The 23,115-nt window shown below is 61.5% G+C and carries 17 protein-coding genes; 5 read left to right on the top strand and 12 right to left on the bottom strand.

Annotated features, from left to right (window positions below):
- Nucleotides 1-97: 97 nt before the first annotated feature.
- The 11 genes from DCL27_RS06015 to lrp all read right to left on the bottom strand — a co-directional run bounded on the left by DCL27_RS06015 (nt 98) and on the right by lrp (nt 14,118).
- Nucleotides 98-670, bottom strand: coding sequence for a 4Fe-4S dicluster domain-containing protein (locus DCL27_RS06015; RefSeq protein WP_035599202.1), 573 nt, complete (start codon nt 668-670; stop codon nt 98-100).
- Nucleotides 670-1,284, bottom strand: coding sequence for a Tat proofreading chaperone DmsD (gene dmsD / locus DCL27_RS06010; RefSeq protein WP_035599200.1), 615 nt, complete (start codon nt 1,282-1,284; stop codon nt 670-672). The genes DCL27_RS06015 and dmsD overlap by 1 nt, the downstream gene beginning before the upstream one ends.
- 48 nt (nt 1,285-1,332) lie before the next feature.
- Nucleotides 1,333-2,193: a DmsC/YnfH family molybdoenzyme membrane anchor subunit gene (locus DCL27_RS06005; protein WP_005287580.1), complete on the bottom strand. Its 861-nt coding sequence runs from the start codon at nt 2,191-2,193 to the stop codon at nt 1,333-1,335.
- Between the two features lies 1 nt (nt 2,194).
- Nucleotides 2,195-2,812 (bottom strand): DMSO/selenate family reductase complex B subunit, encoded by a 618-nt coding sequence (locus DCL27_RS06000; RefSeq protein ID WP_005296960.1) that lies wholly within the window; start codon nt 2,810-2,812, stop codon nt 2,195-2,197.
- Nucleotides 2,813-2,823: 11 nt separating this feature from the next.
- Nucleotides 2,824-5,271, bottom strand: a complete 2,448-nt coding sequence (gene dmsA / locus DCL27_RS05995) for a dimethylsulfoxide reductase subunit A (protein WP_035599198.1) — start codon at nt 5,269-5,271, stop codon at nt 2,824-2,826.
- Between the two features lie 559 nt (nt 5,272-5,830).
- Nucleotides 5,831-7,123: a serine--tRNA ligase gene (gene serS, locus DCL27_RS05990; RefSeq protein ID WP_005287597.1), complete on the bottom strand. Its 1,293-nt coding sequence runs from the start codon at nt 7,121-7,123 to the stop codon at nt 5,831-5,833.
- A 120-nt stretch (nt 7,124-7,243) separates the two neighbouring features.
- On the bottom strand, nt 7,244-8,587 hold the full coding sequence (locus tag DCL27_RS05985) for a replication-associated recombination protein A (protein WP_005287599.1): 1,344 nt from the start codon (nt 8,585-8,587) through the stop codon (nt 7,244-7,246).
- A gap of 16 nt (nt 8,588-8,603) precedes the next feature.
- Nucleotides 8,604-9,221: an outer membrane lipoprotein chaperone LolA gene (gene lolA / locus DCL27_RS05980; RefSeq protein ID WP_005296955.1), complete on the bottom strand. Its 618-nt coding sequence runs from the start codon at nt 9,219-9,221 to the stop codon at nt 8,604-8,606.
- Nucleotides 9,222-9,356: 135 nt separating this feature from the next.
- Nucleotides 9,357-12,962: a DNA translocase FtsK gene (locus DCL27_RS17840; protein WP_323808959.1), complete on the bottom strand. Its 3,606-nt coding sequence runs from the start codon at nt 12,960-12,962 to the stop codon at nt 9,357-9,359.
- Nucleotides 12,920-13,471 (bottom strand): DNA translocase FtsK 4TM domain-containing protein, encoded by a 552-nt coding sequence (locus tag DCL27_RS17835; protein WP_228594486.1) that lies wholly within the window; start codon nt 13,469-13,471, stop codon nt 12,920-12,922. Before DCL27_RS17835 ends, DCL27_RS17840 begins: the two co-directional genes overlap by 43 nt.
- A gap of 152 nt (nt 13,472-13,623) precedes the next feature.
- Nucleotides 13,624-14,118, bottom strand: coding sequence for a leucine-responsive transcriptional regulator Lrp (lrp, locus tag DCL27_RS05965; protein ID WP_005287608.1), 495 nt, complete (start codon nt 14,116-14,118; stop codon nt 13,624-13,626).
- A 723-nt stretch (nt 14,119-14,841) separates the two neighbouring features.
- Here lrp and trxB point away from each other — a divergent pair.
- From trxB to infA, 5 genes are all read left to right on the top strand, one after another.
- On the top strand, nt 14,842-15,807 hold the full coding sequence (gene trxB / locus DCL27_RS05960; RefSeq protein ID WP_035599193.1) for a thioredoxin-disulfide reductase: 966 nt from the start codon (nt 14,842-14,844) through the stop codon (nt 15,805-15,807).
- A 228-nt stretch (nt 15,808-16,035) separates the two neighbouring features.
- Nucleotides 16,036-17,844, top strand: a complete 1,809-nt coding sequence (gene cydD / locus DCL27_RS05955; RefSeq protein WP_035599191.1) for a heme ABC transporter permease/ATP-binding protein CydD — start codon at nt 16,036-16,038, stop codon at nt 17,842-17,844.
- Nucleotides 17,845-17,846: 2 nt separating this feature from the next.
- On the top strand, nt 17,847-19,577 hold the full coding sequence (gene cydC, locus DCL27_RS05950) for a heme ABC transporter ATP-binding protein/permease CydC (RefSeq protein ID WP_035599188.1): 1,731 nt from the start codon (nt 17,847-17,849) through the stop codon (nt 19,575-19,577).
- 24 nt (nt 19,578-19,601) lie between these two features.
- Nucleotides 19,602-20,330 (top strand): leucyl/phenylalanyl-tRNA--protein transferase, encoded by a 729-nt coding sequence (gene aat / locus DCL27_RS05945; protein WP_005287624.1) that lies wholly within the window; start codon nt 19,602-19,604, stop codon nt 20,328-20,330.
- Between the two features lie 95 nt (nt 20,331-20,425).
- Nucleotides 20,426-20,644 (top strand): translation initiation factor IF-1, encoded by a 219-nt coding sequence (gene infA / locus DCL27_RS05940; RefSeq protein WP_002211347.1) that lies wholly within the window; start codon nt 20,426-20,428, stop codon nt 20,642-20,644.
- A gap of 149 nt (nt 20,645-20,793) precedes the next feature.
- On the opposite strand, the gene clpA is transcribed toward infA, so the two are convergent.
- Nucleotides 20,794-23,088 (bottom strand): ATP-dependent Clp protease ATP-binding subunit ClpA, encoded by a 2,295-nt coding sequence (gene clpA, locus DCL27_RS05935; protein WP_005296938.1) that lies wholly within the window; start codon nt 23,086-23,088, stop codon nt 20,794-20,796.
- Nucleotides 23,089-23,115 lie beyond the last annotated feature (27 nt).

The following is a 23,115-nucleotide window of genomic DNA, read 5'->3' as shown; positions in this document are numbered from 1 at the left end:
GCCACTTGCGACAAAAATGTCAATTGTTCATTAACTGTTCAACTAAAAATGTTGCAATCTGGTAACACTCACCTTGGCAAGGTTGCGGGACAGAGCCTCAATCGCGCCCATGAGCGATGCCAGCCTGGAGGTGTAGATGGCCGGAATGGCAAGCCAGCTTGCACAGCCCACAGCCATCGCAGCGCGCCTCATCCAACTGCGGCTGACTCTGTGCATCAAACGACAACGCCTGTTGAGGACAGGCGAGCTGGCACTGGCGGCAGTCGCTATAGCGCCCGAGACAATGGCTGTCCAACTGCGGGCGCCAGGCGGTATCGGCGGGTAGCTGCGCCAGCAATGCCCCCCGAGAGCAGGCATCGGCGCAGGCCTGACAGTGCTGCGTATCGCAACCACAGAAGTCGACCTCCAGCCAGGCTACCCCTTCATGCAGGGCGATCAGGCCGTAGGGGCAGGCAGTGACACAGGCCGCACACCCATCGCAACTCGCCAGAAAGGCCGCCTCCGCCAAGGCATAAGGCGGCCGCCCGCGCGCGCGCTGTAGAGAGGCCTGCAACGCCTGGCGTTGCACCGCGCGCCCGCCCCCCAATAAGCCACGCAATAACCCGCGCCGACTGACGTGACGATGGCTCATCCAGGCCCGGTAGTAACGCTCATCGCGCCGCTCGCTCATCAGCGATACAACTTCACGTCGACATCGGCGAGAGCAAACTGGTGCTGCCAGGTGCGTAATGTCAGCGCGCTCAACGCCGCGATCCCTTGATAGAAGGGGTGCTCGGCGGCCTGCTCCAGCAAGGTCAGATAACGGCCGCTCCAGGGCAACAGATGTTGTTGCAGCAAAGGCGCCAACCAGTGCGGCTGCTCCTCGGCCAGCCAGGCCACCAACAACAGCAGCAGGCCGATGTGATCCTCCGGCTCGCGGCTATCCGTCTGCCAGTCGATCCCCTGCGCCCGCATCCAGTGACGTAACGCCAGGGTCGAGTCGCCAAACAGCACGCTTTCACGATCCAGGTAAACCGATCCCCAGGGCGGTGCCGCCAGCGCGTGCGGCCCAATAAACAGACGCTGATACGCCTCGGCCAGAGGCTCGTCCGCCGGTGCAGCCAGCAACGCGGCGCAGTGCTCGCGCTGGGCGGGGGTGCCATAGGGCCAGTGCAGCACCTCTTGCGGCTGGCGCAATGCCGCCACCAATGGCGCGGCCTGTTCGCTATCCGGCGTGCGGTACAACAGGGTGCCCAGCACCCGCGCCGTCAGCGCCATATCCTGTAATTGTTGTGGTTGTAACATAGCAATCCTTACGGGAGGGCGACAGCGAGACGCCGCCCTCCCCCTCCATTAACCGGCGATAGCCACGCCAACGGTCATATGCAGACCATAGAACACGCCACGGCCCACCAGCTCACCCGCCAGCACCAGGATCAGCGCCAGGATCAGCCCCCCCATCGACGGGATCTTCCCGCGCAATAATGGGTACAACCAGCATCCCAGGCCTAACGCCAGCAACACGCTGCGCAACGCCAACAACCCGGCGTAATCAGGCACCAAGGCATAAGCCTGCTGCACGGCGCTATGGATTACGGCCAAGTCGGTACCCTGCATTCCGCCCGCCACCACGCCGATCAACGCGGCACAGCAGGCGATCGGCGGCAGCAGACGCAGTGAGCCGGGCGCCATATCGACCGACAGCAGCAACAGGTAGCCCAGTAACGCGCCACCGACCAGCATGGTCACGAAGAAGCTGAGGGTGGTGTAACCCGTGTACCAGGTCGGCACCGTGTCGATCAGGTAGACGCGCGTCATCGACCAGACGAACACCAACGCCAGCGCCATGGTCACCAGCAACCACAGGCGTCCCAGCGCCGCCGGCATCTTATTCAACACCGCCAGGAGCCAATACAGCCCCCCGGCAGCGAAGAACAACGAGCCGCACAGGATCTCGTTACTCAGCGCGGAAGCGCCGACTCGATCGAGCGCATTGATGGCGCGCTGCGGCGAACCGAGGTGCATCACCGACGCGACGAAAGCGATAGCCAGCAGCAGCCACAGGAAGAACATGCGTCCCTGAATACGCAGGACTCGCCCCGCCTCCAGCCGACCGCACAACAACGCCAACGCCATGACGATAAAGGCACCGGCGACGCTTTGCCCTAATACCGTGAAGATCATCAACGGCCATTCATGCCATCCCATACCCATCTCAGACCTCCTTCGGATTCGCCAGATAACCGCAGGTATCCCCGACCGGGCGGCTGTTGGCATTCGGTTTCAGCACGATATTCGGCCGGGTGTAGTGTGCCGCCGGCAGCGGCGCCACGGCGGCGAGATCACCATAGCGGGCACGCAACTCCTCGATCGGCCCCATGTCCAATGCCCGCAGCGGGCAGGACTCGACACAGATCGGCTTCAGCCCCTGCGCGACACGCTCATAACAGCCGTCGCATTTGGTCATATGCCCCTTCTGCGCGTTGTATTGCGGCGCGCCGTAAGGACAGGCCATGTGGCAATAGCGACAGCCGATGCATACCGACTCGTCCACCACCACGAAGCCATCCTCGCGCTTGTGCATCGCGCCGCTCGGGCATACCTTGACGCAGGCCGGGTCGTCGCAGTGGTTGCATGAGATGGAGAGATAGTAAGCGAACACGTCATGGTGCCAGGTATCGCCATCCGGATGCCACTCGCCACCGGCGTACTCATAGATGCGGCGGAAGTTGATGTCCGGCGGTAGATCCTTGTAATCCTTACAGGCCAGCTCGCAGGTCTTACACCCGGTGCAACGGCTGGAGTCGATATAAAAACCGTATTGCGTTGTCATCAGCTACTCCTTTAAGCCTTAGCAACCTGAACCAGATTGGTGTGCGACGGGTTACCCTTCGCCAACGGCGAGGGGCGCTGGGTGGTCAGGACGTTGATGCAGCCACCGTGATCGACGCGCGCGCCGTCGGGGCTATACCAGGCACCCTCGCTCAGTGCGACCACCCCGGGCAACACACGCGGCGTCACCTTGGCGTTGATACGCACCTCACCGCGATCATTAAAGATGCGCACCACATCCCCCTGTGCGATGCCGCGCGGCGCCGCATCCAACGGGTTGATCCACACCTCCTGCGGGCAGGCGGCCTTCAGCACATCCACGTTGCCATAGGTGGAATGGGTGCGCGCCTTATAGTGGAACCCACTCATCTGCAACGGGAACTTACTACGCAGCGGATCCTGATAGCTTTCGAAGCCGGGGCTATAGATCGGCAACGGATCGATGACATCTTCCGGCGCTAGCTGCCAGGTGGCGGCGATCTCGGCCAACGGCGCCGAGTAGATCTCGATCTTCCCGGAAGGCGTCGTCAATGGATTGGCCTGCGGATCGGCGCGGAACTCGCGGTAGGCCACATGATGCCCCTGCGGATCGCGCTGCTTGTAGATCCCTTGGCTGCGGAACGCCTCAAACGACGGCAATCCGGGGATCGCCTGCTGCGACTGGGCGTACAGATGGCGTAGCCACTCTTCCTGGCTGCGTCCCTCGGTAAACTGCTGACCGACGCCCATCCGCTTGGCGATCTCGCTGGTCATGTCATAGATGGTGCGACATTCGAAGCGTGGCGCGATCACCTGATCGGCGAAAATCACGTAGCTCATGTTGCCGCAGGAGGCATCGAGGCAGAAGTCCATCTGCTCCGAGGCGGTGCAGTCCGGCAGCAAGATATCGGCATACTTGGCCGAGGCGGTCATATGGTTATCGATCACCACAATCATCTCGCACTTGCTATCGTCTTGCAGGATGTCGTGGGTACGGTTGATCTCAGAGTGCTGGTTAACCAGGCAGTTACCGGCATAGTTCCAGATCATCTTGATCGGGACATCCAGCTTCTCCTTGCCGCGCACCCCGTCGCGGGTCGCCGTCATCTCCGGGCCACGCACGATGGCGTCGGTCCACAGGAACATCGAGATGCTGGTTTTAACCGGGTTCTCCAGGGTCGGCATGCGGACGAACGGCAGGCTATAAGAGCCTTCACGTGCGCCACTGTTGCCCCCGTTGATCCCCACGTTACCGGTCAGGATCGGCAGCATGGCGATGGCGCGTGACGTCAACTCGCCGTTAGCGTGACGCTGTGGCCCCCACCCTTGGCAGATGTACGCCGGTTTGGCGCTTCCGATCTCGCGCGCCAGCTTGATGATCTTATCCTCTGGAATGCCGGTGATCGCCGACGCCCAGGCTGGGGTCTTGGCGGTCTTATCCGGCCCCTGACCGAGGATGTAAGCCTTGTAGTGGCCGTTGGCGGGTGCGCCCGCGGGCAGCGTGCGCTCGTCGTAACCGACGCAATAACGGTCGAGGAAGGGCTGATCGACCAAGCCTTCGCTGATCAGCACATGGGCGAGACCGGCCACCAACGCAGCATCGGTCCCCGGACGGATGGCGATCCACTCATCCTCACGCCCGGCGCCGGTGTCGGTGTAGCGCGGATCGATGATGATCATCTTGGCATTGGACTTGGCGCGCGCCTGCTCCAGGTAGTAGGTCACCCCACCGCCACTCATGCGCGTCTCGCCCGGGTTGTTACCGAACATCACCACCAGCTTGCTGTTCTCGATATCCGACGGGCTGTTACCGTCCGCCCAGCCACCATAGGTGTAATTCAGCCCGGCGGCGATCTGCGCGGTACTGTAGTCGCCATAGTGGTTGAGGTAACCGCCACAGCAGTTCATCAGGCGGGCGATCAGCGTCGCGCCGGGTGGCCAGGAACGCGTCACGGTGCCGCCCAGCGTACCGGTGCCATAGTTCAAGTAGATCGCTTCGTTACCGTACTCTTTGATGATCCCCTTCATGCTGACGGCGATGGTATCGAAGGCCTCTTCCCAGGAGATACGTTTAAATTTCCCTTCGCCGCGCTTACCGACCCGTTTCATCGGGTACTTCAGACGGTCCGGATTATAGACGCGACGACGCATGGAGCGACCGCGCAGACAGGCGCGGACCTGGTGCAGACCGTCATAACGGTCGTCACCGGTATTGTCGCTTTCGACATAGCTGATCTCACCATCCACGACGTGCATACGTAGCGGGCAGCGGCTGCCGCAGTTAACGGTGCAAGCGCTCCAGATCACCTGCTCATCCTGCGCCGCCGGGGCGGGCTGGGCGGGTTGTGCCTCCGCTCGACGCGTAAAGGGGAGCGAGAGCGCACCGCTGGCCGCCGCCAGCCCGCCGATCGCGCCGCCTTTCACCAGAGTACGCCGTGTCAGCGCCGCATCTAGCAATGCCGTCCGATTGTGTTTTTTCATAGCATGCTCACTTTTATTTTGCTTTCTACTGGTTAATACGCGCTCGCCCCCTCGCTCAGGAGAGATGCTGACGCAAAGAAAGAAAAACGGAATAAGGCAAAGGAGAGATCGCAATAACCCGGCAGATGCCAGCTCATTGGGACACGAGTTCAGGACCCATTAAACATTAAAATAATCATCCTACTAATCAACTCCATGGCAACTCCTCGCCTCACTCATGAGCATACGGCTTTCATTTCGCCCGCATTTGTTTCATATCAAAAAAGAATCCGTCGGATTTCACAGAATCACGTAAATGTTTTTTATCGGCTTAATTTGGCGTTTTTCTTTTGATAACAATAACTATTTAGCCTGAGATCACACAGAGAAACGACGCGCTGACGCCAGCGAGATGACTCGCCTTTCCGGTGGGATCCGGCCGCTCGCACTTAACGCAGACAGACGCCCAAGCAAATCCTGCGCGAAAGGCGTTACTGCCCCCGGCCGAGCAGGCGCTTTTCACCCGGCAAAAAAAAAGACCCCGCGAGGCGGGGTCTTCGTCGATACAGCGCGAGGGCGATTAACCGATATATTCTAGGCCATTCATATACGGGCGCAGGACTTCCGGCACCTGGATACGGCCATCGGCCTGCTGGTAGTTTTCCATCACGGCGACCAGCGTACGGCCTACGGCCAGGCCGGAACCGTTCAGGGTGTGCAGCAGACGCGGCTTCTTGTCTTCCTTGCTGCGATAGCGGGCCTGCATGCGGCGCGCCTGGAAATCCCACATGTTGGAGCAGGAGGAGATTTCACGGTAGGTGTTCTGCGCCGGGACCCAGACTTCCAGATCGTAGGTCTTGCTGGAGCCGAAGCCCATGTCGCCGGTGCACAGCAGTACCTTACGGTACGGCAGATTCAGCAGCTGCAACACCTTCTCGGCATGGCCGGTCAGCTCTTCCAATGCCGCCATGGAGTCTTCCGGGCGTACGATCTGAACCAGCTCGACCTTATCGAACTGGTGCATACGGATCAGACCACGGGTATCACGGCCATAGGAGCCGGCTTCAGAGCGGAAGCACGGGGTGTGCGCCGTCATCTTCAGCGGCAGTTCGCTCTCGTCCAGGATCTCGCCGCGCACCAGGTTGGTCACCGGCACTTCGGCGGTCGGGATCAGCGCATAGGTGCTGCTATCAGCCTCTTCTTCCAGCGGACGGGTGTGGAACAGATCCGCACCGAACTTCGGTAACTGACCGGTACCGTACAGGGTATCGTGGTTCACCAGGTACGGGACATAGGTTTCCAGATAGCCGTGCTGCTCGGTATGCAGGTCCAGCATAAACTGCGCCAGTGCGCGGTGCATGCGGGCAATCTGACCTTTCATCACCACAAAACGGGCACCGGTCAGCTTCACCGCGGCGGCGAAGTCCAGACCATCGGCCATCTCGCCCAGGGTCACATGGTCGCGCACCTCGAAATCGTAGTGACGCGGCTCACCCCAACGGCTGACCTCCAGGTTATCGTTCTCATCCTTGCCGACCGGGACAGAGTCATCCGGCAGGTTGGGGATGGAGAGCGCCAGATCACGGATTTCCTGCTGGAGCTGGTCCAGCTCGGCCTTGGCGGCATCCAGCTTTTCACCCAATTCGTTGACTTCACGGCGCAGCGGCTCGATGTCCTCACCCCGGGCCTTGGCCGCACCGATGGATTTGGATCGCGAGTTACGCTCGGCTTGCAGGGATTCCGTCTCCACCTGCAACACTTTACGGCGTTCTTCCTGCTGACGCAGTGTGTCAACATCCAGTTTGTAGCCTCGGCGAGCCAGTTTTTCGGCGACTGCGTCTAGCTCATTACGCAGCAGATTGGGATCTAGCATGCTAATCCTGTGAATTATTGAGGGGTTTTAATAAACTCATACACTGAAGCGGCCGTCGCGATGGCGGCAACGCACTCAATGCAAAGCGGATTTCTTCATAACCTTACCGCAATGAATGGATCAGCGGTAGCGTTTTGTCGGGCTATTTTGATCCTGCTCAGCGAGCCAGGCTAGCTTATCGCCGATCTTGCCCTCCAGGCCGCGCGAGGTCGGCTGATAATAGCGCGTCTGCGCCATTTCCGGCGGGAAGTAGACCTCGCCCGCCGCGTAGGCATTGGGCTCGTCGTGGGCGTAGCGGTACTCCTCGCCCAGCCCCATCGACTTCATCAGCTTGGTCGGCGCGTTGCGCAGATGAGGTGGCACGTCATAGTCCGGACGCTCCTTGGCGTCGCGCAGGGCAGCCTTGAAGGCGGTATACACCGCGTTACTCTTCGGCGCACAGGCCAGGTAGACGATGGCCTGGGCGATGGCACGCTCCCCTTCCGCCGGACCGACGCGAGTGAAGCAGTCCCAGGCGGCGATCGCCACCTGCATCGCGCGGGGATCGGCGTTGCCCACATCCTCCGAGGCGATGGCCAGCAGGCGCCGCGCCACATACAACGGATCGCCCCCCGCAGTGATGATGCGAGCATACCAGTACAGGGCGGCATCCGGCGCCGACCCGCGCACCGACTTATGCAACGCGGAGATCAGATCATAATAGCGATCGCCGTGATTATCGAAGCGCGCGCTGCGCTCGCCGGAGACCGCACGCAGCAGATCCACTGTCAAGCGACGCTGGCCCTGGCTATCCACCTCGGCCATATCGGCCATCATCTCCAGGGTATTCAACGCCCGACGGGCGTCGCCATTAACCAGCTCCGCCAGTGCATCGCGCGTCTCCTCCGGCAGCAGCAGATCCTGCCCACCGTAGCCACGCTCGCTATCGCTCATCGCCTGTTGCAACACCTGTACGATGTCCTGCGCCTCCAGCGCCTTGAGCAAATAGACCCGTGCGCGCGACAGCAACGCCGAGTTCAGTTCGAAGGAGGGGTTCTCGGTGGTGGCGCCGATAAAGGTAATGGTGCCATCCTCGATATGCGGCAGGAAGGCATCCTGTTGACTCTTATTGAAACGATGCACCTCATCGACGAACAAGATCGTGCGCCGACCGACATCGCGATTCTGGCGCGCCCGCTCGATCGCCTCGCGGATCTCCTTGATCCCCGAGGTGACCGCCGAGATGCGCTCCACCTCGGCATGGCCATAGCGCGCAATCAACTCCGCTAACGTGGTCTTACCGGTTCCCGGCGGCCCCCACAAGATCATCGAGTGCAGGTGGCCGGCCAGGATGGCGCGCGGCAGCGGCTTGCCCGCCGCCAACAGATGACGCTGACCGATATACTGTTCCAACGTCTGCGGCCGCATGCGCGCGGCCAGCGGTTGGAAGGTATCCTGGGCGAAGTCGAGGGAGAGATTACTCACGAGCGGCGTCCTGGGCTTACTTCTGGCGCTGATCGTCCAGCGTCACGCCCGGCGGTGGCGTGAAGCGGAACTTGGCCGCATCGACCGCCCCATTCTGCTGGCGCTTCAGGGTATAGACGCTGCGCTGACCGTCCTGCTCGACGGCACTGAAGCCATTGATGGTGCCATCCGGCAACACGGTAATGGTGAATTTCTTCAGGTTGTTCTTGTTGCTCTTCGGCGTCAGATCGAAGGTGTTACCCTGCTGGGTCACGTTATAGTGCGCCCACTCGCTGGCGTCATTACGGGTGATCAGCATAAACGGCGTATTGCTGGTAGCTCGGTTTAACCAGGTGGCCGTGACCTGCTCGACGAACGGATTGTAGAACCACAAGGTTTTGCCATCGGAGACCAGCACGCTCTCATCCGGTGAGGTCATGTGCCAGTTAAACAGATTGGGACGCTTCACCCACAGCTCGCCCTCACCCTGTTGTACCGCCGTCCCATCCGCCGTGCTGACGGCCTGGGTAAAGCTGGCATGGAAACTATTGACCTTGTTCAGACGGCCTTGCAGATCGCTGCTCGGCGACGCCAGAACGGAGGCCGACATCATGCCGCTCACGACAACACAGCAGGCAACTAACAGCTTTTTCATCGGAATGATTACCTTCAACAAGAATAAGTTCGGTCTACCCGGACCAGCGCAGCCACGGGCAGACATGGCACCGCGTAATGAGTATACGCCAAGGCGTACGCTGGCACGCGGGAAAAACCACGCGCCAGCACGCGATTAATCGTAATCACCCGCCGGGGGCGCCAACACCTCACGGTTGCCGTTATGCCCCTGCGGACTGACGATCCCCTGCGCCTCCATCTGCTCGACGATGCGCGCCGCCCGGTTATAGCCGATGCGGAACTGGCGCTGCACCCCGGAGATCGAGGCGCGACGCTTATCGATCACGAAGGCGACCGCCTGATCGAACAGCGGATCGAGCTCATCGTCGCTGTCCAGGCCGCCACCAGCGCCGCCCTCGCCATCCTCACAGGCGGTGATGCTATCAATATACTGTGGACGCCCACGCGCCTTCCAGTCCTGCACCACGGCATGAACCTCTTCATCACGCACGAAGGCGCCGTGAACACGCACCGGCATCGAGGTATTGGGCGGGATGTAGAGCATATCCCCCATGCCCAGTAGCGATTCCGCCCCGGCCTGATCGAGGATGGTGCGGGAGTCGATCTTGCTGGAGACGGTAAAGGCGATTCGGGTGGGGATGTTGGCCTTGATCAGGCCGGTGATCACATCGACCGACGGGCGTTGCGTCGCCAGCACCAAATGGATCCCCGCGGCACGCGCCTTCTGCGCCAGGCGCGCGATCAGCTCCTCGACCTTCTTACCCACCGCCATCATCAGGTCGGCGAACTCATCCACCATCACCACGATGTAGGGCAGCTTCTCCAACGCCGGCGGCAAGGCATCCATGCTATCCCCCGGACGCCATAACGGATCGGGGATCGGACGCCCCATCTCGGCCGCTTGGCGGACCTTATCGTTGTATCCCGCCAGATTACGCACCCCGAGCGCCGACATCAGGCGATAACGCCGCTCCATCTCGCCGACGCACCAGCGCAGGGCGTTGGCGGCATCTTTCATATCCGTGACCACCTCGGTCAGCAGGTGCGGAATGCCCTCATACACCGACAGTTCCAGCATCTTCGGGTCGATCATGATGAAGCGCACCTCATCCGGCGTCGACTTGAACAGCATGCTGAGGATCATCGCGTTGACCCCGACCGACTTACCGGAACCGGTGGTACCGGCCACCAGCAGGTGCGGCATGCGAGCCAGGTCGGCGATCACCGGCTGACCGGCGATATCCTTACCCAACACCACCGTCAGCGGCGACGGGCTGTCGCGGAACTGCGGACAGTCGAGTACCTCACGCAGGTAGACCGTCTGGCGGTGCTTGTTCGGTAACTCCAGACCGACATAGGGTTTACCCGGGATCACCTCCACCACGCGCACCGCAACGGCGGAGAGCGAACGCGCCAGATCGCGCGACAGGTTAGAGATACGCGCCGCCTTCACCCCCGGCGCCAGATCCAACTCGAAGCGAGTGATCACCGGCCCCGGCGAGATGCCGACCACCGACGCCTTGACCCGATAATCGGCCAGGCGTGCCTCGACCAACTGCCCCTGTTGCTCCAAGGCGAACATATCCACCGGCTCGGCATTGGCGGGCGGTGAGGCCAACAGATCCAGCGTCGGCAGCGGTGTCGTCGGCTTGTGCAGTGGCCGCTCATCACGCATCAGGAAGGGATGCACCAGGGCATCCTGCGGATTGACCTGAGCGGGCGTATGGCCACTGGCCGCCAGCGGCTGAGGCGGCGTGACGTCATGGGTCGGGGCCTCCAGCGCGCTGCTGGGCAGCGGCGATGGCGTGAACAGTGGCTCTATCGGCCCCTCATCCACGGCGGCGAAGTCAAAGTCGGCCAGCGCGCTATCCGATGGCGACGGCTCCGCGCGCGCCAAGACCTCGCGGGCGGAGAAGTTAAGCAGCCCATCGTGCGCCGCCGATGTTGTTTGCGGCGCGACCGGCGCGGGGCGATGCGCTGGCGGGGCGACGGGTGCTGTCTGCGCAGGTGGCGTTGGCGCGACGGAGGCGGTCGGCGCAGGCGTGGCCGACGCATCGGCGTAACGCTGCTGCTGAGCGGCGACAAACTCACGCTGCAAGCGCGCCTGCTCCAACGCATGCTCATCCTCGCCCTCATGCAGATAGGCCTGACCATAACGGGCGCGTTGCTGGCTGACAAAGGCCTCACGCAGTGCAGCCTGCTCCAGCAGGCTGGCACGATCCTCATCCTCCGTCGTCTCAACCGACGCCGCAGCGCTAGGCTCGGAGTAGGCGGAGAAGTGGGGCAAGGACGCCGCGGCGCTGTCTGCCTCCGCGCTCGTCACACGCTCGGCCGTAGCCCGTGCCGTGGCCTGCGCAAAGATAGACTGACCCGCCAGATCCGCAGAGGCTTGCGCTGGCGCGCCCAACGGCGTCACCTGCACCTCAGGCATCTGCTCCAGCTCCGCCTGCTCCTCACGCGCCCGGCGTTGCTGGGCCTCGCGCCGAGCCTGCTCTTCCGCCATCCGCTGCGAGGGGAGTTTGATCCCTAGCGAAGCCAGCTCCCGTCGCGTCGGGATACGTACCGGATTGGGCCGTGGCAACTCGGGGCCGATGCCCTGCTTCACCTGCGGCCCCCCATCCAGGGCGCCGATAGCCGGTGTGAAGGCGGCGCTGGCGGCCGCGCCAAGCGCCAGATCCTCGTGGCGGCTGGCCGCCCCGAACACCGGTAGATCCGGCGACAGACCCGGATTGATATAGGGCAGATCGCTCGACGAAGCCGCGCGCGGACCCGCCGCAGCCGGTTCCGACTCGCTCGGCCAGTGACCCAGCGGCGGTTCGACGTCGCGCGACGAGGGGGAACGTCCGCCGACGGAGTGCGCCGAGGCGGATGCCTGGGGACGCGCGTCGGACGGGTTTTCGGACGGGTTAAAGGGGTACATCGGCGCCAACGACACGTCACTCTCCGCGTCGCTGGCACTAAAGCGATAAGGGGACTCGCTCGCCGAGGACGGCGCGTCTTCCGCGGCCACGGCGGAGAAGGAGGCCTCCGACAGCAGGGAACTCGGCGCCCGGGTCACCGCCGCCGAAGGCGTCGCCAATGGCTGAGCCGGGATGAACGGTTGTGCGCCCGATGCCTGCGTCGTCGCTGCCTGAGCCGCCGCCGAAGGCGTCGCCAACGGCTGAGCGGGAACGAACGGTTGCACGCTCGATGTCTGCGTCGTCGCTGCCTGAGCCGCTGCCGCCGAAGGCGTCACCAACGGCTGAGCCGGGACGAACGATGGCGCGCCCGATGCCAGCGTCGTCGCTGACTGCGTCGCCGCCGCTGCAGGCGAGGCCGTGTGCGGCGCATCGATCGTGCCGCCACTCGGCGCATGGGTGAGGGTCGGCTCGGCCGCGGCTATCCCCGCGACCTCATTGTCCTGTGCTACCGCCTCGAGCGGAGTATCATCGACCTGATCCAACGGACGCAATCCCTTCACCGCCGTCGGGGCCAGTAACGGATCGTCCGGCTGCGCCTCATCACGCGCACTCAACCCGGTAAACAGGGGATCCGGGGCCTCGTCATCCAACAATGGATCGACTCGCCCAGTCGAAGGCGCGGCCACTGGCGCCTCGTCGACATCGTCCCGCTCGTCGTCATCGTCGTACTCATCCTCTACCGCCTCATCGCGACGCGAGCGATTGCTCATAAAGGTCAAGGCACCGAGCAAGGTCGCCCCGATCTTCTCGGCGATGGTCAACCAGACCAGCCGGTAAATAGCGACAAGCCGACGGCCCACGCGCCCAGCATGGCCAGCGTCGCGCCGATACTCCCCAGCAACGGCAACGCCGCGCTGCTGATCAGGCTGCCGATCACCCCGCCGGAGGCAAAGTAGTAAAGGTCATCCACATTCAATGCCGCGAGCCCGCAGGACGCGACTACCAGCGCCAGCATGCCCACCAGGCGTAAGGCGATGGCGAAATAATCGACATAGCCATTATCGTCCCGTTTACGGTAGGCGACCCAACACAACACCAACATAATCGGCGGCAAGGCATACGCCAGCACGCCAAAGACGAAAAAGAGCGTATCGGCCAGCCAGGCTCCGGCGCCGCCGCCAATATTATGAATGGGCTCATGCCAAGCGGTCTGCGACCAACTGGGATCGGAGGGGTCGAAGGTGATCAAGGACGCCATCATATAGACGGCAAATAGCGCGACCAGAATAAGTAGCGCCTCGTACACTCGCCGTCCACCGCTTACATGCTTGAGGACGACCTCTTTATCTTCTGTATATTCCTGGCTCAAGAAAGGCTCTCCAGGGCCCTGTTGTCTGCCATTGCGAACATGTTATCTGGCCTGCCCGCCATAAGAACAGCGCCGAGGCGTATCCCGGCGCTGAAACTGTATACATACACAGGAGTGTACCCAAATTATTGCGGCTTTGCACCTGCCCGCGATCAGCGCGTCTTGATCACCAAGCGGTTGCTCTGCTTTACCTCTTCCATCACCACATAGGTGCGGGTGTCGTTAACGCCCGGCAGACGCAACAGGGTCTCCCCGAGCAATTTACGGTACGCGGACATATCGGGTACACGGGTCTTCAACAGATAGTCGAAGTCACCGGACACCAGGTGACACTCCTGGATCTCTTCTAATTTCTGCACCGCCGTATTGAACTGCTCAAACACATCCGGCGCCCCACGATTCAGGGTGATCTCGACGAACACCAGCAGCGAGGCATCCAAATAATGCGGGTTCAATAGCGCGGTATACCCCTGAATAAATCCCTGCCGCTCCAGACGGCGCACACGCTCCAAGCACGGTGTCGGCGAAAGCCCTACACGTTTGGAAAGCTCAACGTTGGAGATTCGACCATCCTTTTGCAGCTCATTGAGGATATTGCGGTCGATACGATCAAGGTCCTTACCGGGGCGTTTCTTATTATCTACCATCTTGTTATCTCTCTTATACTCTTCTCTGCGACCCCCTTGCGGCAAGCGGTTATTGCCCAAGAATCGTCTCAAAAGAAGATGTTATGCCTGCCCGTCAATTGGCAATTTCCATTGCCACCTCCTGCGACCGCCGGATAGCCCGGAACGCCGCGCTTAACAACCTCCCGGGATCACCCCGGTTTTCCTACTGCCTGCCAGTACCACACCCGTGGTGTACGGCAGGACGGCTCACAACGCGCCCAGCATGACAGCGTCATCATGCTACTACGCACGCCTCGGCGGAACGCCGCCCAGAAGAGAGGACGATTGACCTGACAGCGACACAAAGCGCATCATCGCTAAGCATACAGCCAGTAAATCGGGCCTAAATCCCCACCTCTTCTCCATGTTTTCGCAAATGAACAGCCGATTGTCAAAGCAAAAGAAATAAAACCAGAGGAACCTGCCGAATAAGCCCGTAAGGCAACGTTTGCTCAGGTTAAAATCACCACACGATTGCAGGATGATTTTGCTACTTTTAAGCAATATAAAGGAAAAATTCCCGTTAAAAAGACTGGATATCCATGTGAAAACAGCGCATCTTGCTAAGATTGGTTAGGTTTATTGATAGAAAATACCTATCACACAGATTGATAACATCTTTTTTGCATGCTTTTTTTAATCCGCAAGTTTTCTTAAAATCAGCAGCCATACAAGGTGTACCACAGAGGAAAAGAGGATCTCATGAGCTCCGTAAAACATTGCAAGCTTCTCATTCTGGGCTCTGGCCCGGCGGGATATACCGCGGCCGTCTATGCCGCGCGCGCCAACCTCAATCCGGTACTGATCACGGGGGTCGAGAAGGGGGGGCAATTGACCACCACCACCGATCTGGAGAACTGGCCCGGCGATCCGGAAGGGCTAACCGGCCCTTTGCTGATGGAGCGGATGAACCAGCACGCGGCCAAATTCAACACCGAGATCGTCTTCGACCATATCCAACGCGTCGATCTGAGCCAGCGTCCCTTCCACCTATTCGGCGATAGCCAGGAGTACAGCTGTGATGCGCTGATCATCGCTACCGGTGCCTCCGCCCGCTACCTGGGACTCCCCTCGGAAGAGGCCTTTAAGGGGCGTGGCGTCTCCGCCTGCGCCACCTGTGATGGCTTCTTCTATCGCCAGCAAGAGGTGGCCGTCATCGGGGGGGGGAATACCGCTGTCGAAGAGGCCCTCTATCTGGCCAACATCGCCGCCAAGGTGCATCTGATCCACCGCCGCGACACCTTCCGCGCCGAGAAGATCCTCATCGACCGCATGATGGATAAAGTTAAGAGCGGCAACATCGTCCTACATACAAACCGTACCCTGGACGAGGTACTGGGCGATCAGATGGGGGTCAATGCCCTGCGGCTGAAAGATACCCAGAGCGATCATCTGGAAGAGCTGGCCGTGACCGGCCTATTCGTCGCCATCGGTCATAGCCCGAACACCGCCATCTTCGAGGGACAGTTGCTACTGAAAGATGGCTATATCCAGGTCAACTCAGGCCTGAACGGTAATGCCACCCAGACCAGCGTCCCTGGGGTCTTTGCCGCCGGTGACGTCATGGATCACATCTATCGCCAGGCGATCACCTCGGCCGGTACCGGCTGTATGGCGGCCCTGGATGCCGAGCGCTATCTCGACGGTCTCGCCCACGCCGCCTTGTAAGCGTCACGCCGTCTGACACCTGCCGCCTGTGGCGGCGGGTCGTCTCTGGTCACGCCAGGCCGGGGTGTGAGAATTTCTCTGCCCCCGGTTTCAACGGTTAATAAGGCGTTGTAATATCAAGGGCGCCGCCGACCCCCGCTTGGGCCGGCGCATGCGTTCAGCCTGCCGTACGCCTGTGCTCCGGGCCTGATCTTAATTCACCTGCATCAGACTAGACACGATCGCTTAATGAATAAACAACGACAACGCGAACTCACTCAGTGGCTAAAACAGCATAGCCGCCTAGCCCGTCGCTGGCTGCGGCTCTCCATGCTGCTCGGTCTCCTCTCCGGTCTGCTAATCATCGCGCAATCCTGGTTATTAGCCACCCTACTGCAACAGCTCATCATCGACCACACCCCACGCTCCGCCCTGCTCAACGACTTCGCCCTACTAATCGCCACCATCGTGCTGCGCGCGCTCTTGGGCTGGCTACGCGAACGCGTCGGTTTTCACTGCGGTCAGGTGGTACGCCGCGAGATCCGCGCCCTGGTGCTCGATCGCCTGGCGTTGCTGGGGCCGGCCTGGATCCAGGGCTACCCCGCCGGTCACTGGGCGACGCTGATCCTCGAACAGATCGAAGAGATGCAGGACTTCTATGCCCGTTATCTGCCGCAGATGGCACTGGCGGTGACCATTCCCGTGTTGATCTTGGCCGCCGTCTTTCCCATCAACTGGGCCGCCGGGCTGATCCTGTTCGCCACCGCCCCGCTGATCCCGCTGTTCATGGCGCTGGTCGGGATGGGGGCCGCCGATGCCAACCGGCGTAACTTCCTGGCCCTGAGCCGTCTGAGCGCCAACTTCCTCGACCGCCTACGCGGTATGGATACCCTGCGCCTGTTTCACCGCGCCCAGGCCGAGACCCAGCACATCGCCCAGGCATCGGAAGACTTCCGCAAGCGCACCATGGAGGTATTACGCCTGGCTTTTCTCTCCTCGGCGGTGTTGGAGTTCTTCGCCTCGGTATCGATCGCCGTGGTGGCGGTCTACTTCGGTTTCTCTTACTTAGGCGAGCTCAACTTCGGTCACTATGATCACGGCGTGACCCTGTTCGCCGGCTTCTTGGTGCTGATCCTGGCACCCGAATTCTTCCAGCCGCTACGTGATCTGGGCGCCTTCTACCATGCGAAGGCTCAGGCCATCGGGGCGGCGGAGGCACTGGTCACCTTCCTCGATGACAGCGATCAGGCTCAGGCCGTGCAAACGGTGGCGGCCGATACGACGCCGCCTCCCAGCGCATCCTGCACCACCTTGTCCCATGACAGCGCGCTGACCTTGGAGGCGCATAACCTGGAAATCCTCTCGCCCCAAGGCCAGGTACTGGCCGGACCGCTTAACTTCCGTATCGCCGCCGGTGAGCGTATCGCCCTGGTTGGCCACAGCGGCGCGGGGAAGAGTTCATTGATCAACCTACTGCTCGGCTTCCTGCCCTATCGTGGCGAGTTGCTGATTGACGGCCAACCGTTAGTCAGTAGTGCCCTGGATGCCTGGCGCAGCCAGTTAGCCTGGGTCGGGCAAAACCCGACGCTCCCCCTCGCCACCCTGCGCGACAACATCCTGTTGGGCAATCCCCAGGCGGATGAGGCGCAACTACAGACGGCGATCGAGTGCGCCTACGTCGCCGAGTTTCTGGCGCAACTACCCCAGGGACTGGATACCCCCATCGGAGAGGACGCCGCGCGACTCTCCGTCGGCCAGGCACAACGCGTCGCCGTGGCCCGTGCGTTGATTCGCCCCTGCCGCCTGTTGCTGCTCGATGAGCCAACCGCCAGCCTGGACGCCAATAGCGAACGCTTAGTGATGCGCGCCCTGCAAGCCGCCGCCCGTAACCAGACCACGCTGATGGTCACGCACCAGTTGGACGAGTTGGCGCACTTCGATCGCATCTGGGTGATGGATCAAGGCATGCTGGTACAGCAGGGGGACTTCGCCGCCCTCTCCCAGCAACGGGGTAGCCCCTTCGCCACCCTCCTCGCCAGCCGTCGTCAGGAGATTTAATCATGCGAGTATTACTGCCCTTCCTGGCCCTCTACCGCCGACACTGGTTCCGCATGTCGCTCGGCATGGTGCTGGCGATCGTCACCCTACTGGCCAGCATCGGCCTGTTGACCCTCTCCGGTTGGTTCCTCGCCGCCTCCGCGCTGGCGGGACTCGCCGGATTAGTCACCTTCAACTACATGCTGCCCGCCGCTGGGGTTCGCGGCGCCGCCATCATCCGCACGGCCGGGCGTTATGCCGAACGGCTGATCAGCCACGACGCCACCTTCCGGGTGCTCTCGCACCTGCGTGTGTTCACCTTCAGCCGCCTGCTACCGCTGTCACCCGGCGGCCTGGCCCGCTTCCGCCAGGCTGAACTGCTCAACCGCCTGGTGGCCGATGTCGATACGCTGGACCACCTCTACCTGCGCGTACTGTCACCGCTGATCAGCGCGCTGGTGATCATCGTGGTGGTGGTGTGCGGCCTCGCCTGGCTCGATGTCCATCTCGCCCTGACGCTCGGCGGCATCATGTTGCTGCTGTTGATCGGCCTGCCGATCCTGTTCTACCACGCCGGCAAGCCGGTCGGGGCCGCCTTGACCTCGCTGCGCGCCGACTACCGCACGCAGTTAGTCGGCTGGATCCGTGCCAACGCCGAGTTGGCGATCTACGGCGCGTTGGGGCGCTTCCGCGACCAGCTGGAGGAAAAAGAGCGGCAGTGGCAGCAGCAACAACAGCGTCAGGCGGCACTGGGTGCGCTCGCCCAAGGGATCATGATCCTCGCTTCCGGTTTGACCTTTACCCTGATCCTCTGGCTGGCGGCTGGCGGCATCGCCGATGATCCGACGCCGGGTGCGTTGATCGCCCTGTTCGTCTTCGCCACGCTGGCCGCCTTCGAGTCGCTGGCTCCCGTCGCCGGCGCGTTCCAACAGCTGGGCCAGGTGATGGCCTCGGCACAGCGGGTGGCGCAGTTGATCGATCAAACGCCGCAGATACGCTTTCCCGAACAGGGCAAGGTGCTGGATGAGGACGCAGCGATCGCCCTGAGCATCGAGGATGTCCATTTCCGTTACCCCGGTCAGTCGCGGGCGGTGCTGAATGGCGTCACGCTAACGCTCCGTGCCGGGGAGCATGTCGCCTTACTGGGGCGGACCGGCTGCGGGAAGTCGACGCTGTTGCAACTGCTGACCCGTGCCTGGGAGTACGATCAGGGGACGATCCGCCTCAACGATCTCCCGCTCGACAGCCTGGATGAGGGCGCGCTACGCGCCGCCTGTGCCGTCGTGAGCCAACGGGTCCACATCTTCAGCGCCACCCTGCGTGATAATCTATTACTCGCCGACCCAGAGGCCAGCGACGCCCAGCTCAGCGAAGCGCTACGCGCGGTCGGTCTAGATCGCCTGCTGGACGATCGTGCGTTGGATGCCTGGCTCGGCGACGGTGGCCGCCCGCTGTCTGGCGGTGAGCAACGCCGCCTGGGCATCGCACGCGCGCTGCTCCATCGGGCGCCGTTACTGCTATTGGATGAGCCGACCGAGGGCCTGGATGCCGAAACTGAGCGCCAAATCCTGGCGCTGCTGCGCCAACACTGCGCCCAGAAGAGCCTGTTGCTGGTCACCCATCGGCTACAGGGGCTGGCCCAGATGGATCGTATCTGTGTGATGGACGAGGGGAGTATCGTCGAGCAGGGGCGGCATGAGTCGCTGTTACAGGCACGTGGCCGTTACTATCAGCTGTGCAGTCAGCAGCGTTAAGCGGATGCAGAGGGAGGGCGCCTGATGCGCATCATGCAACTGGATAAACACGCCCTGGCGTTTCCCTCGCCGGAGCAGGCGCTGCGTGAGCCGAATGGCCTGTTGGCCATCGGCGGCGATCTGCAACCGGAGCGTCTATGGCTCGCCTACCAACGCGGCATCTTCCCCTGGTTCTCGCCGGGGCAGTTGATCCTCTGGTGGTCGCCGGATCCACGCGCCGTATTATCGCCTGCGGCGCTGCATATCAGCCACAGCCTACGCAAGGCGGCGCGGCGCACTCCCCTACGCGTCACCCTCAATCACGACTTCGCCGGCGTCATCGCCGGGTGCGCCGAACGGCGTAGCGATGGCACTTGGATCGGCCCTAGCGTACAGCAGGCCTATGGTCAGTTACATCGGCTGGGCCATGCCCATTCGGTGGAGGTCTGGCAAGGGGAACAGCTGGTCGGCGGCCTGTATGGCGTGGCGCTAGGTACGCTCTTCTGCGGTGAGTCGATGTTCAGTCGAGTCAGCAATGCCTCCAAGATGGCGCTGTGGAGCTTCTGTCGCCATTTTCAGGCGATGGGCGGGCAACTCATCGACTGCCAGGTGTTAAACAGCCACACGGCCTCCCTGGGCGCCGAGGAGATCCCACGCCGCCATTATTTACAACAACTGCTCGCCTGCCGAGGACAGTCGCTCGATGCACGCTGTTGGCGACAGCAGTCTCTTACACTGGGGGATCCCCCCCCAATTGCGCCGATTACGCCTTAATCGCCCAGGCAAAGCTAACTTGCCTTTACATAACCGGGGTTTTTCGGCATTATCTTGCCGGTTAAAAACTGTGGTATTCATACCTAGAGGATTCGATGGCCAAAGAAGACAATATTGAAATGCAGGGTACCGTTCTGGATACGTTGCCCAACACGATGTTCCGCGTAGAACTGGAAAACGGACACGTCGTTACCGCTCACATCTCCGGTAAAATGCGTAAGAACTACATCCGCATCCTGACGGGCGACAAAGTCACTGTAGAGCTGACCCCGTACGACCTGAGCAAAGGCCGCATTGTCTTCCGTAGCCGCTGATAGGCTTTTTCCCGTGCCGCGGGCGCTAGCATACCCGGCAGCATGATTCTGACCGGCAGCGGCAAGAGGGGCTTCCGGGTCGGAATAGACTTCCGACCATAAAAAAGAGCGCCTGATGGCGCTCTTTCTTTACCTCGCCCACGCGGGGGTTATGGCATGGCATCCTCGGCCTTACGCTGCTGGGTGCTGCGGAACTGATAACTCAGGTTCCCCTCACCGCTCACCACATCCACGCTGACGGAGCCACCGTTGACCAACGAGCCGAACAACAGTTCGTTCGCCAGCGGTTTCTTCAGGTTTTCCTGGATCACTCGCGCCATCGGCCGTGCACCCATCGCCCGATCGTAACCCCGCTCCGCCAACCAATTCCGTGCGGCGTCGCTCACCTCCAGTGACACCCCCTTACCGTCCAACTGCGCCTGCAACTCGACGATAAACTTATCCACCACTTGGTGAATGATCTCGCTGGAGAGGTGATTAAACCAGATGATGCCATCCAGACGGTTGCGGAACTCCGGCGTGAAGACCCGCTTGATCTCCTCCATCGCGTCACTGCTATTGTCTTGCAGATTGAAGCCAATGGATTTGCGTTGGGTCTCCTGCACCCCGGCGTTGGTAGTCATCACCAGGATCACATTGCGGAAATCCGCCTTACGCCCGTTGTTATCGGTCAGGGTTCCGTTATCCATCACCTGCAACAACAGGTTAAAGACATCCGGATGCGCCTTCTCGATCTCATCGAGCAGCAGCACGGCATGCGGACTCTTGATCACCGCATCCGTCAGCAGTCCCCCCTGATCGAAGCCGACGTAGCCCGGCGGGGCGCCGATCAGGCGGCTCACCGTATGGCGCTCCATATACTCCGACATGTCGAAACGCAGCAGCGGAATGTCCAGCGCGCGTGCCAACTGCACCGTCACCTCGGTCTTACCGACCCCGGTCGGCCCGGCGAACAGGAACGATCCCACCGGGCGATGATCCTGATTTAGCCCGGCACGACTCATCTTGATCGCCTCGGTCAAAGCGCTGATGGCCTTATCCTGGCCGAAGACCAGCATCCGTAGACGCTCGCCCAGATTCTTCAACACGTCGCGGTCGCTGGCGGAGACGGTCTTCTCTGGAATGCGCGCAATACGCGCGACCACCGCCTCGATATCTGCCACGTTAATGGTCTTCTTCCGCCGACTGGCTGGCATCAACCGGCTACGCGCGCCCGCCTCGTCGATCACATCGATGGCCTTGTCCGGCAGATGGCGATCATTGATATATTTGACCGACAGATCGACCGCCGCCCGCAACGCCTTGGCGGTGTAGCGCACGTCGTGATGCGCCTCATACTTGGCCTTCAACCCGTTGAGGATCTGCACCGTCTCGTCGGCGCTCGGCTCGCTGATATCGATCTTTTGGAAGCGACGCGCCAAGGCGCGATCCTTCTCGAAAATATTGCTGAATTCCTGGTAGGTGGTCGAACCGATGACGCGGATACGCCCACCGGAGAGCAGCGGCTTGATCAGATTGGCCGCATCCACCTGGCCCCCGGAGGCGGCGCCCGCCCCGATGATGGTATGGATCTCATCGATAAACAGGATGCTGTTGCTGTCCTGCTCCAACTGTTTCAGCAACGCCTTAAAGCGTTTCTCAAAATCGCCACGATACTTGGTACCGGCCAGCAGCGAGCCGATATCCAGCGAGTAGAGGGTACAGTCGGCCATCACCTCCGGCACCTCGCCCTGTACGATGCGCCAGGCCAGCCCTTCGGCGATGGCGGTCTTCCCGACCCCGGACTCCCCAACCAGTAGCGGGTTATTCTTGCGCCGACGGCACAAGACTTGGATGGTGCGCTCCAACTCACGATCGCGCCCAATCAGCGGATCGATGCCGCCGACACGCGCCAGCTGATTCAGGTTGGTGGTGAAGTTCTCCATCCGCTCTTCACCGCCGGGCACCGCGTTGCCCTCTTCCCCGCTGGCGCCATCGCTGCTCCCACCGCCCGCCTCGGGGCCGCCATCGTGTTTATGGGTACCATGGGAGATAAAGTTAACGATGTCCAACCGGCTGACATCATGCTTGCGCAATAGATAGGCCGCCTGGGATTCCTGCTCGCTGAAGATGGCCACCAACACGTTGGCGCCACTAACCTCATTGCGTCCAGAAGATTGCACATGGAACACCGCCCGCTGCAACACCCGCTGAAAACTCAGCGTCGGCTGGGTATCGCGCTCGGTGTCACCCTGGGGCAACTGCGGCGTCGTCTGTTCGATGAAGGTCTCCAGCTCTTGACGCAAGGCGACCAGATCCACCGCACAGGCCTCCAACGCCTCGCGCGCCGCCGGGTTGGACAACAACGCCAGCAGCAGATGTTCGACAGTCATAAACTCGTGTCGATGCTCGCGCGCTCTGGCGAACGCCATGTTGAGACTGAGTTCCAGTTCTTGGTTGAGCATGGGCATCTCCCTTCTTCAGTTACCCGG

Source organism: Edwardsiella tarda ATCC 15947 = NBRC 105688, assembly GCF_003113495.2.
Classification (GTDB): domain Bacteria; phylum Pseudomonadota; class Gammaproteobacteria; order Enterobacterales; family Enterobacteriaceae; genus Edwardsiella; species Edwardsiella tarda.
Note: the sequence above shows the minus strand (reverse complement) of the source record. Positions and strands in the feature narration are given on the sequence as shown.

What these genes read in the sequence shown, in the direction of transcription:
- DCL27_RS06015 (WP_035599202.1), bottom strand. Translation starts at nt 670, where the DNA reads ATGAGCGAGCGGCGCGATGAGCGTTACTACCGGGCCTGGATGAGCCAT.
- dmsD (WP_035599200.1), bottom strand. Translation starts at nt 1,284, where the DNA reads ATGTTACAACCACAACAATTACAGGATATGGCGCTGACGGCGCGGGTG.
- DCL27_RS06005 (WP_005287580.1), bottom strand. Translation starts at nt 2,193, where the DNA reads ATGGGTATGGGATGGCATGAATGGCCGTTGATGATCTTCACGGTATTA.
- DCL27_RS06000 (WP_005296960.1), bottom strand. Translation starts at nt 2,812, where the DNA reads ATGACAACGCAATACGGTTTTTATATCGACTCCAGCCGTTGCACCGGG.
- dmsA (WP_035599198.1), bottom strand. Translation starts at nt 5,271, where the DNA reads ATGAAAAAACACAATCGGACGGCATTGCTAGATGCGGCGCTGACACGG.
- serS (WP_005287597.1), bottom strand. Translation starts at nt 7,123, where the DNA reads ATGCTAGATCCCAATCTGCTGCGTAATGAGCTAGACGCAGTCGCCGAA.
- lolA (WP_005296955.1), bottom strand. Translation starts at nt 9,221, where the DNA reads ATGAAAAAGCTGTTAGTTGCCTGCTGTGTTGTCGTGAGCGGCATGATG.
- lrp (WP_005287608.1), bottom strand. Translation starts at nt 14,118, where the DNA reads ATGGTAGATAATAAGAAACGCCCCGGTAAGGACCTTGATCGTATCGAC.
- trxB (WP_035599193.1), top strand. Translation starts at nt 14,842, where the DNA reads ATGAGCTCCGTAAAACATTGCAAGCTTCTCATTCTGGGCTCTGGCCCG.
- cydD (WP_035599191.1), top strand. Translation starts at nt 16,036, where the DNA reads ATGAATAAACAACGACAACGCGAACTCACTCAGTGGCTAAAACAGCAT.
- cydC (WP_035599188.1), top strand. Translation starts at nt 17,847, where the DNA reads ATGCGAGTATTACTGCCCTTCCTGGCCCTCTACCGCCGACACTGGTTC.
- aat (WP_005287624.1), top strand. Translation starts at nt 19,602, where the DNA reads ATGCGCATCATGCAACTGGATAAACACGCCCTGGCGTTTCCCTCGCCG.
- infA (WP_002211347.1), top strand. Translation starts at nt 20,426, where the DNA reads ATGGCCAAAGAAGACAATATTGAAATGCAGGGTACCGTTCTGGATACG.
- clpA (WP_005296938.1), bottom strand. Translation starts at nt 23,088, where the DNA reads ATGCTCAACCAAGAACTGGAACTCAGTCTCAACATGGCGTTCGCCAGA.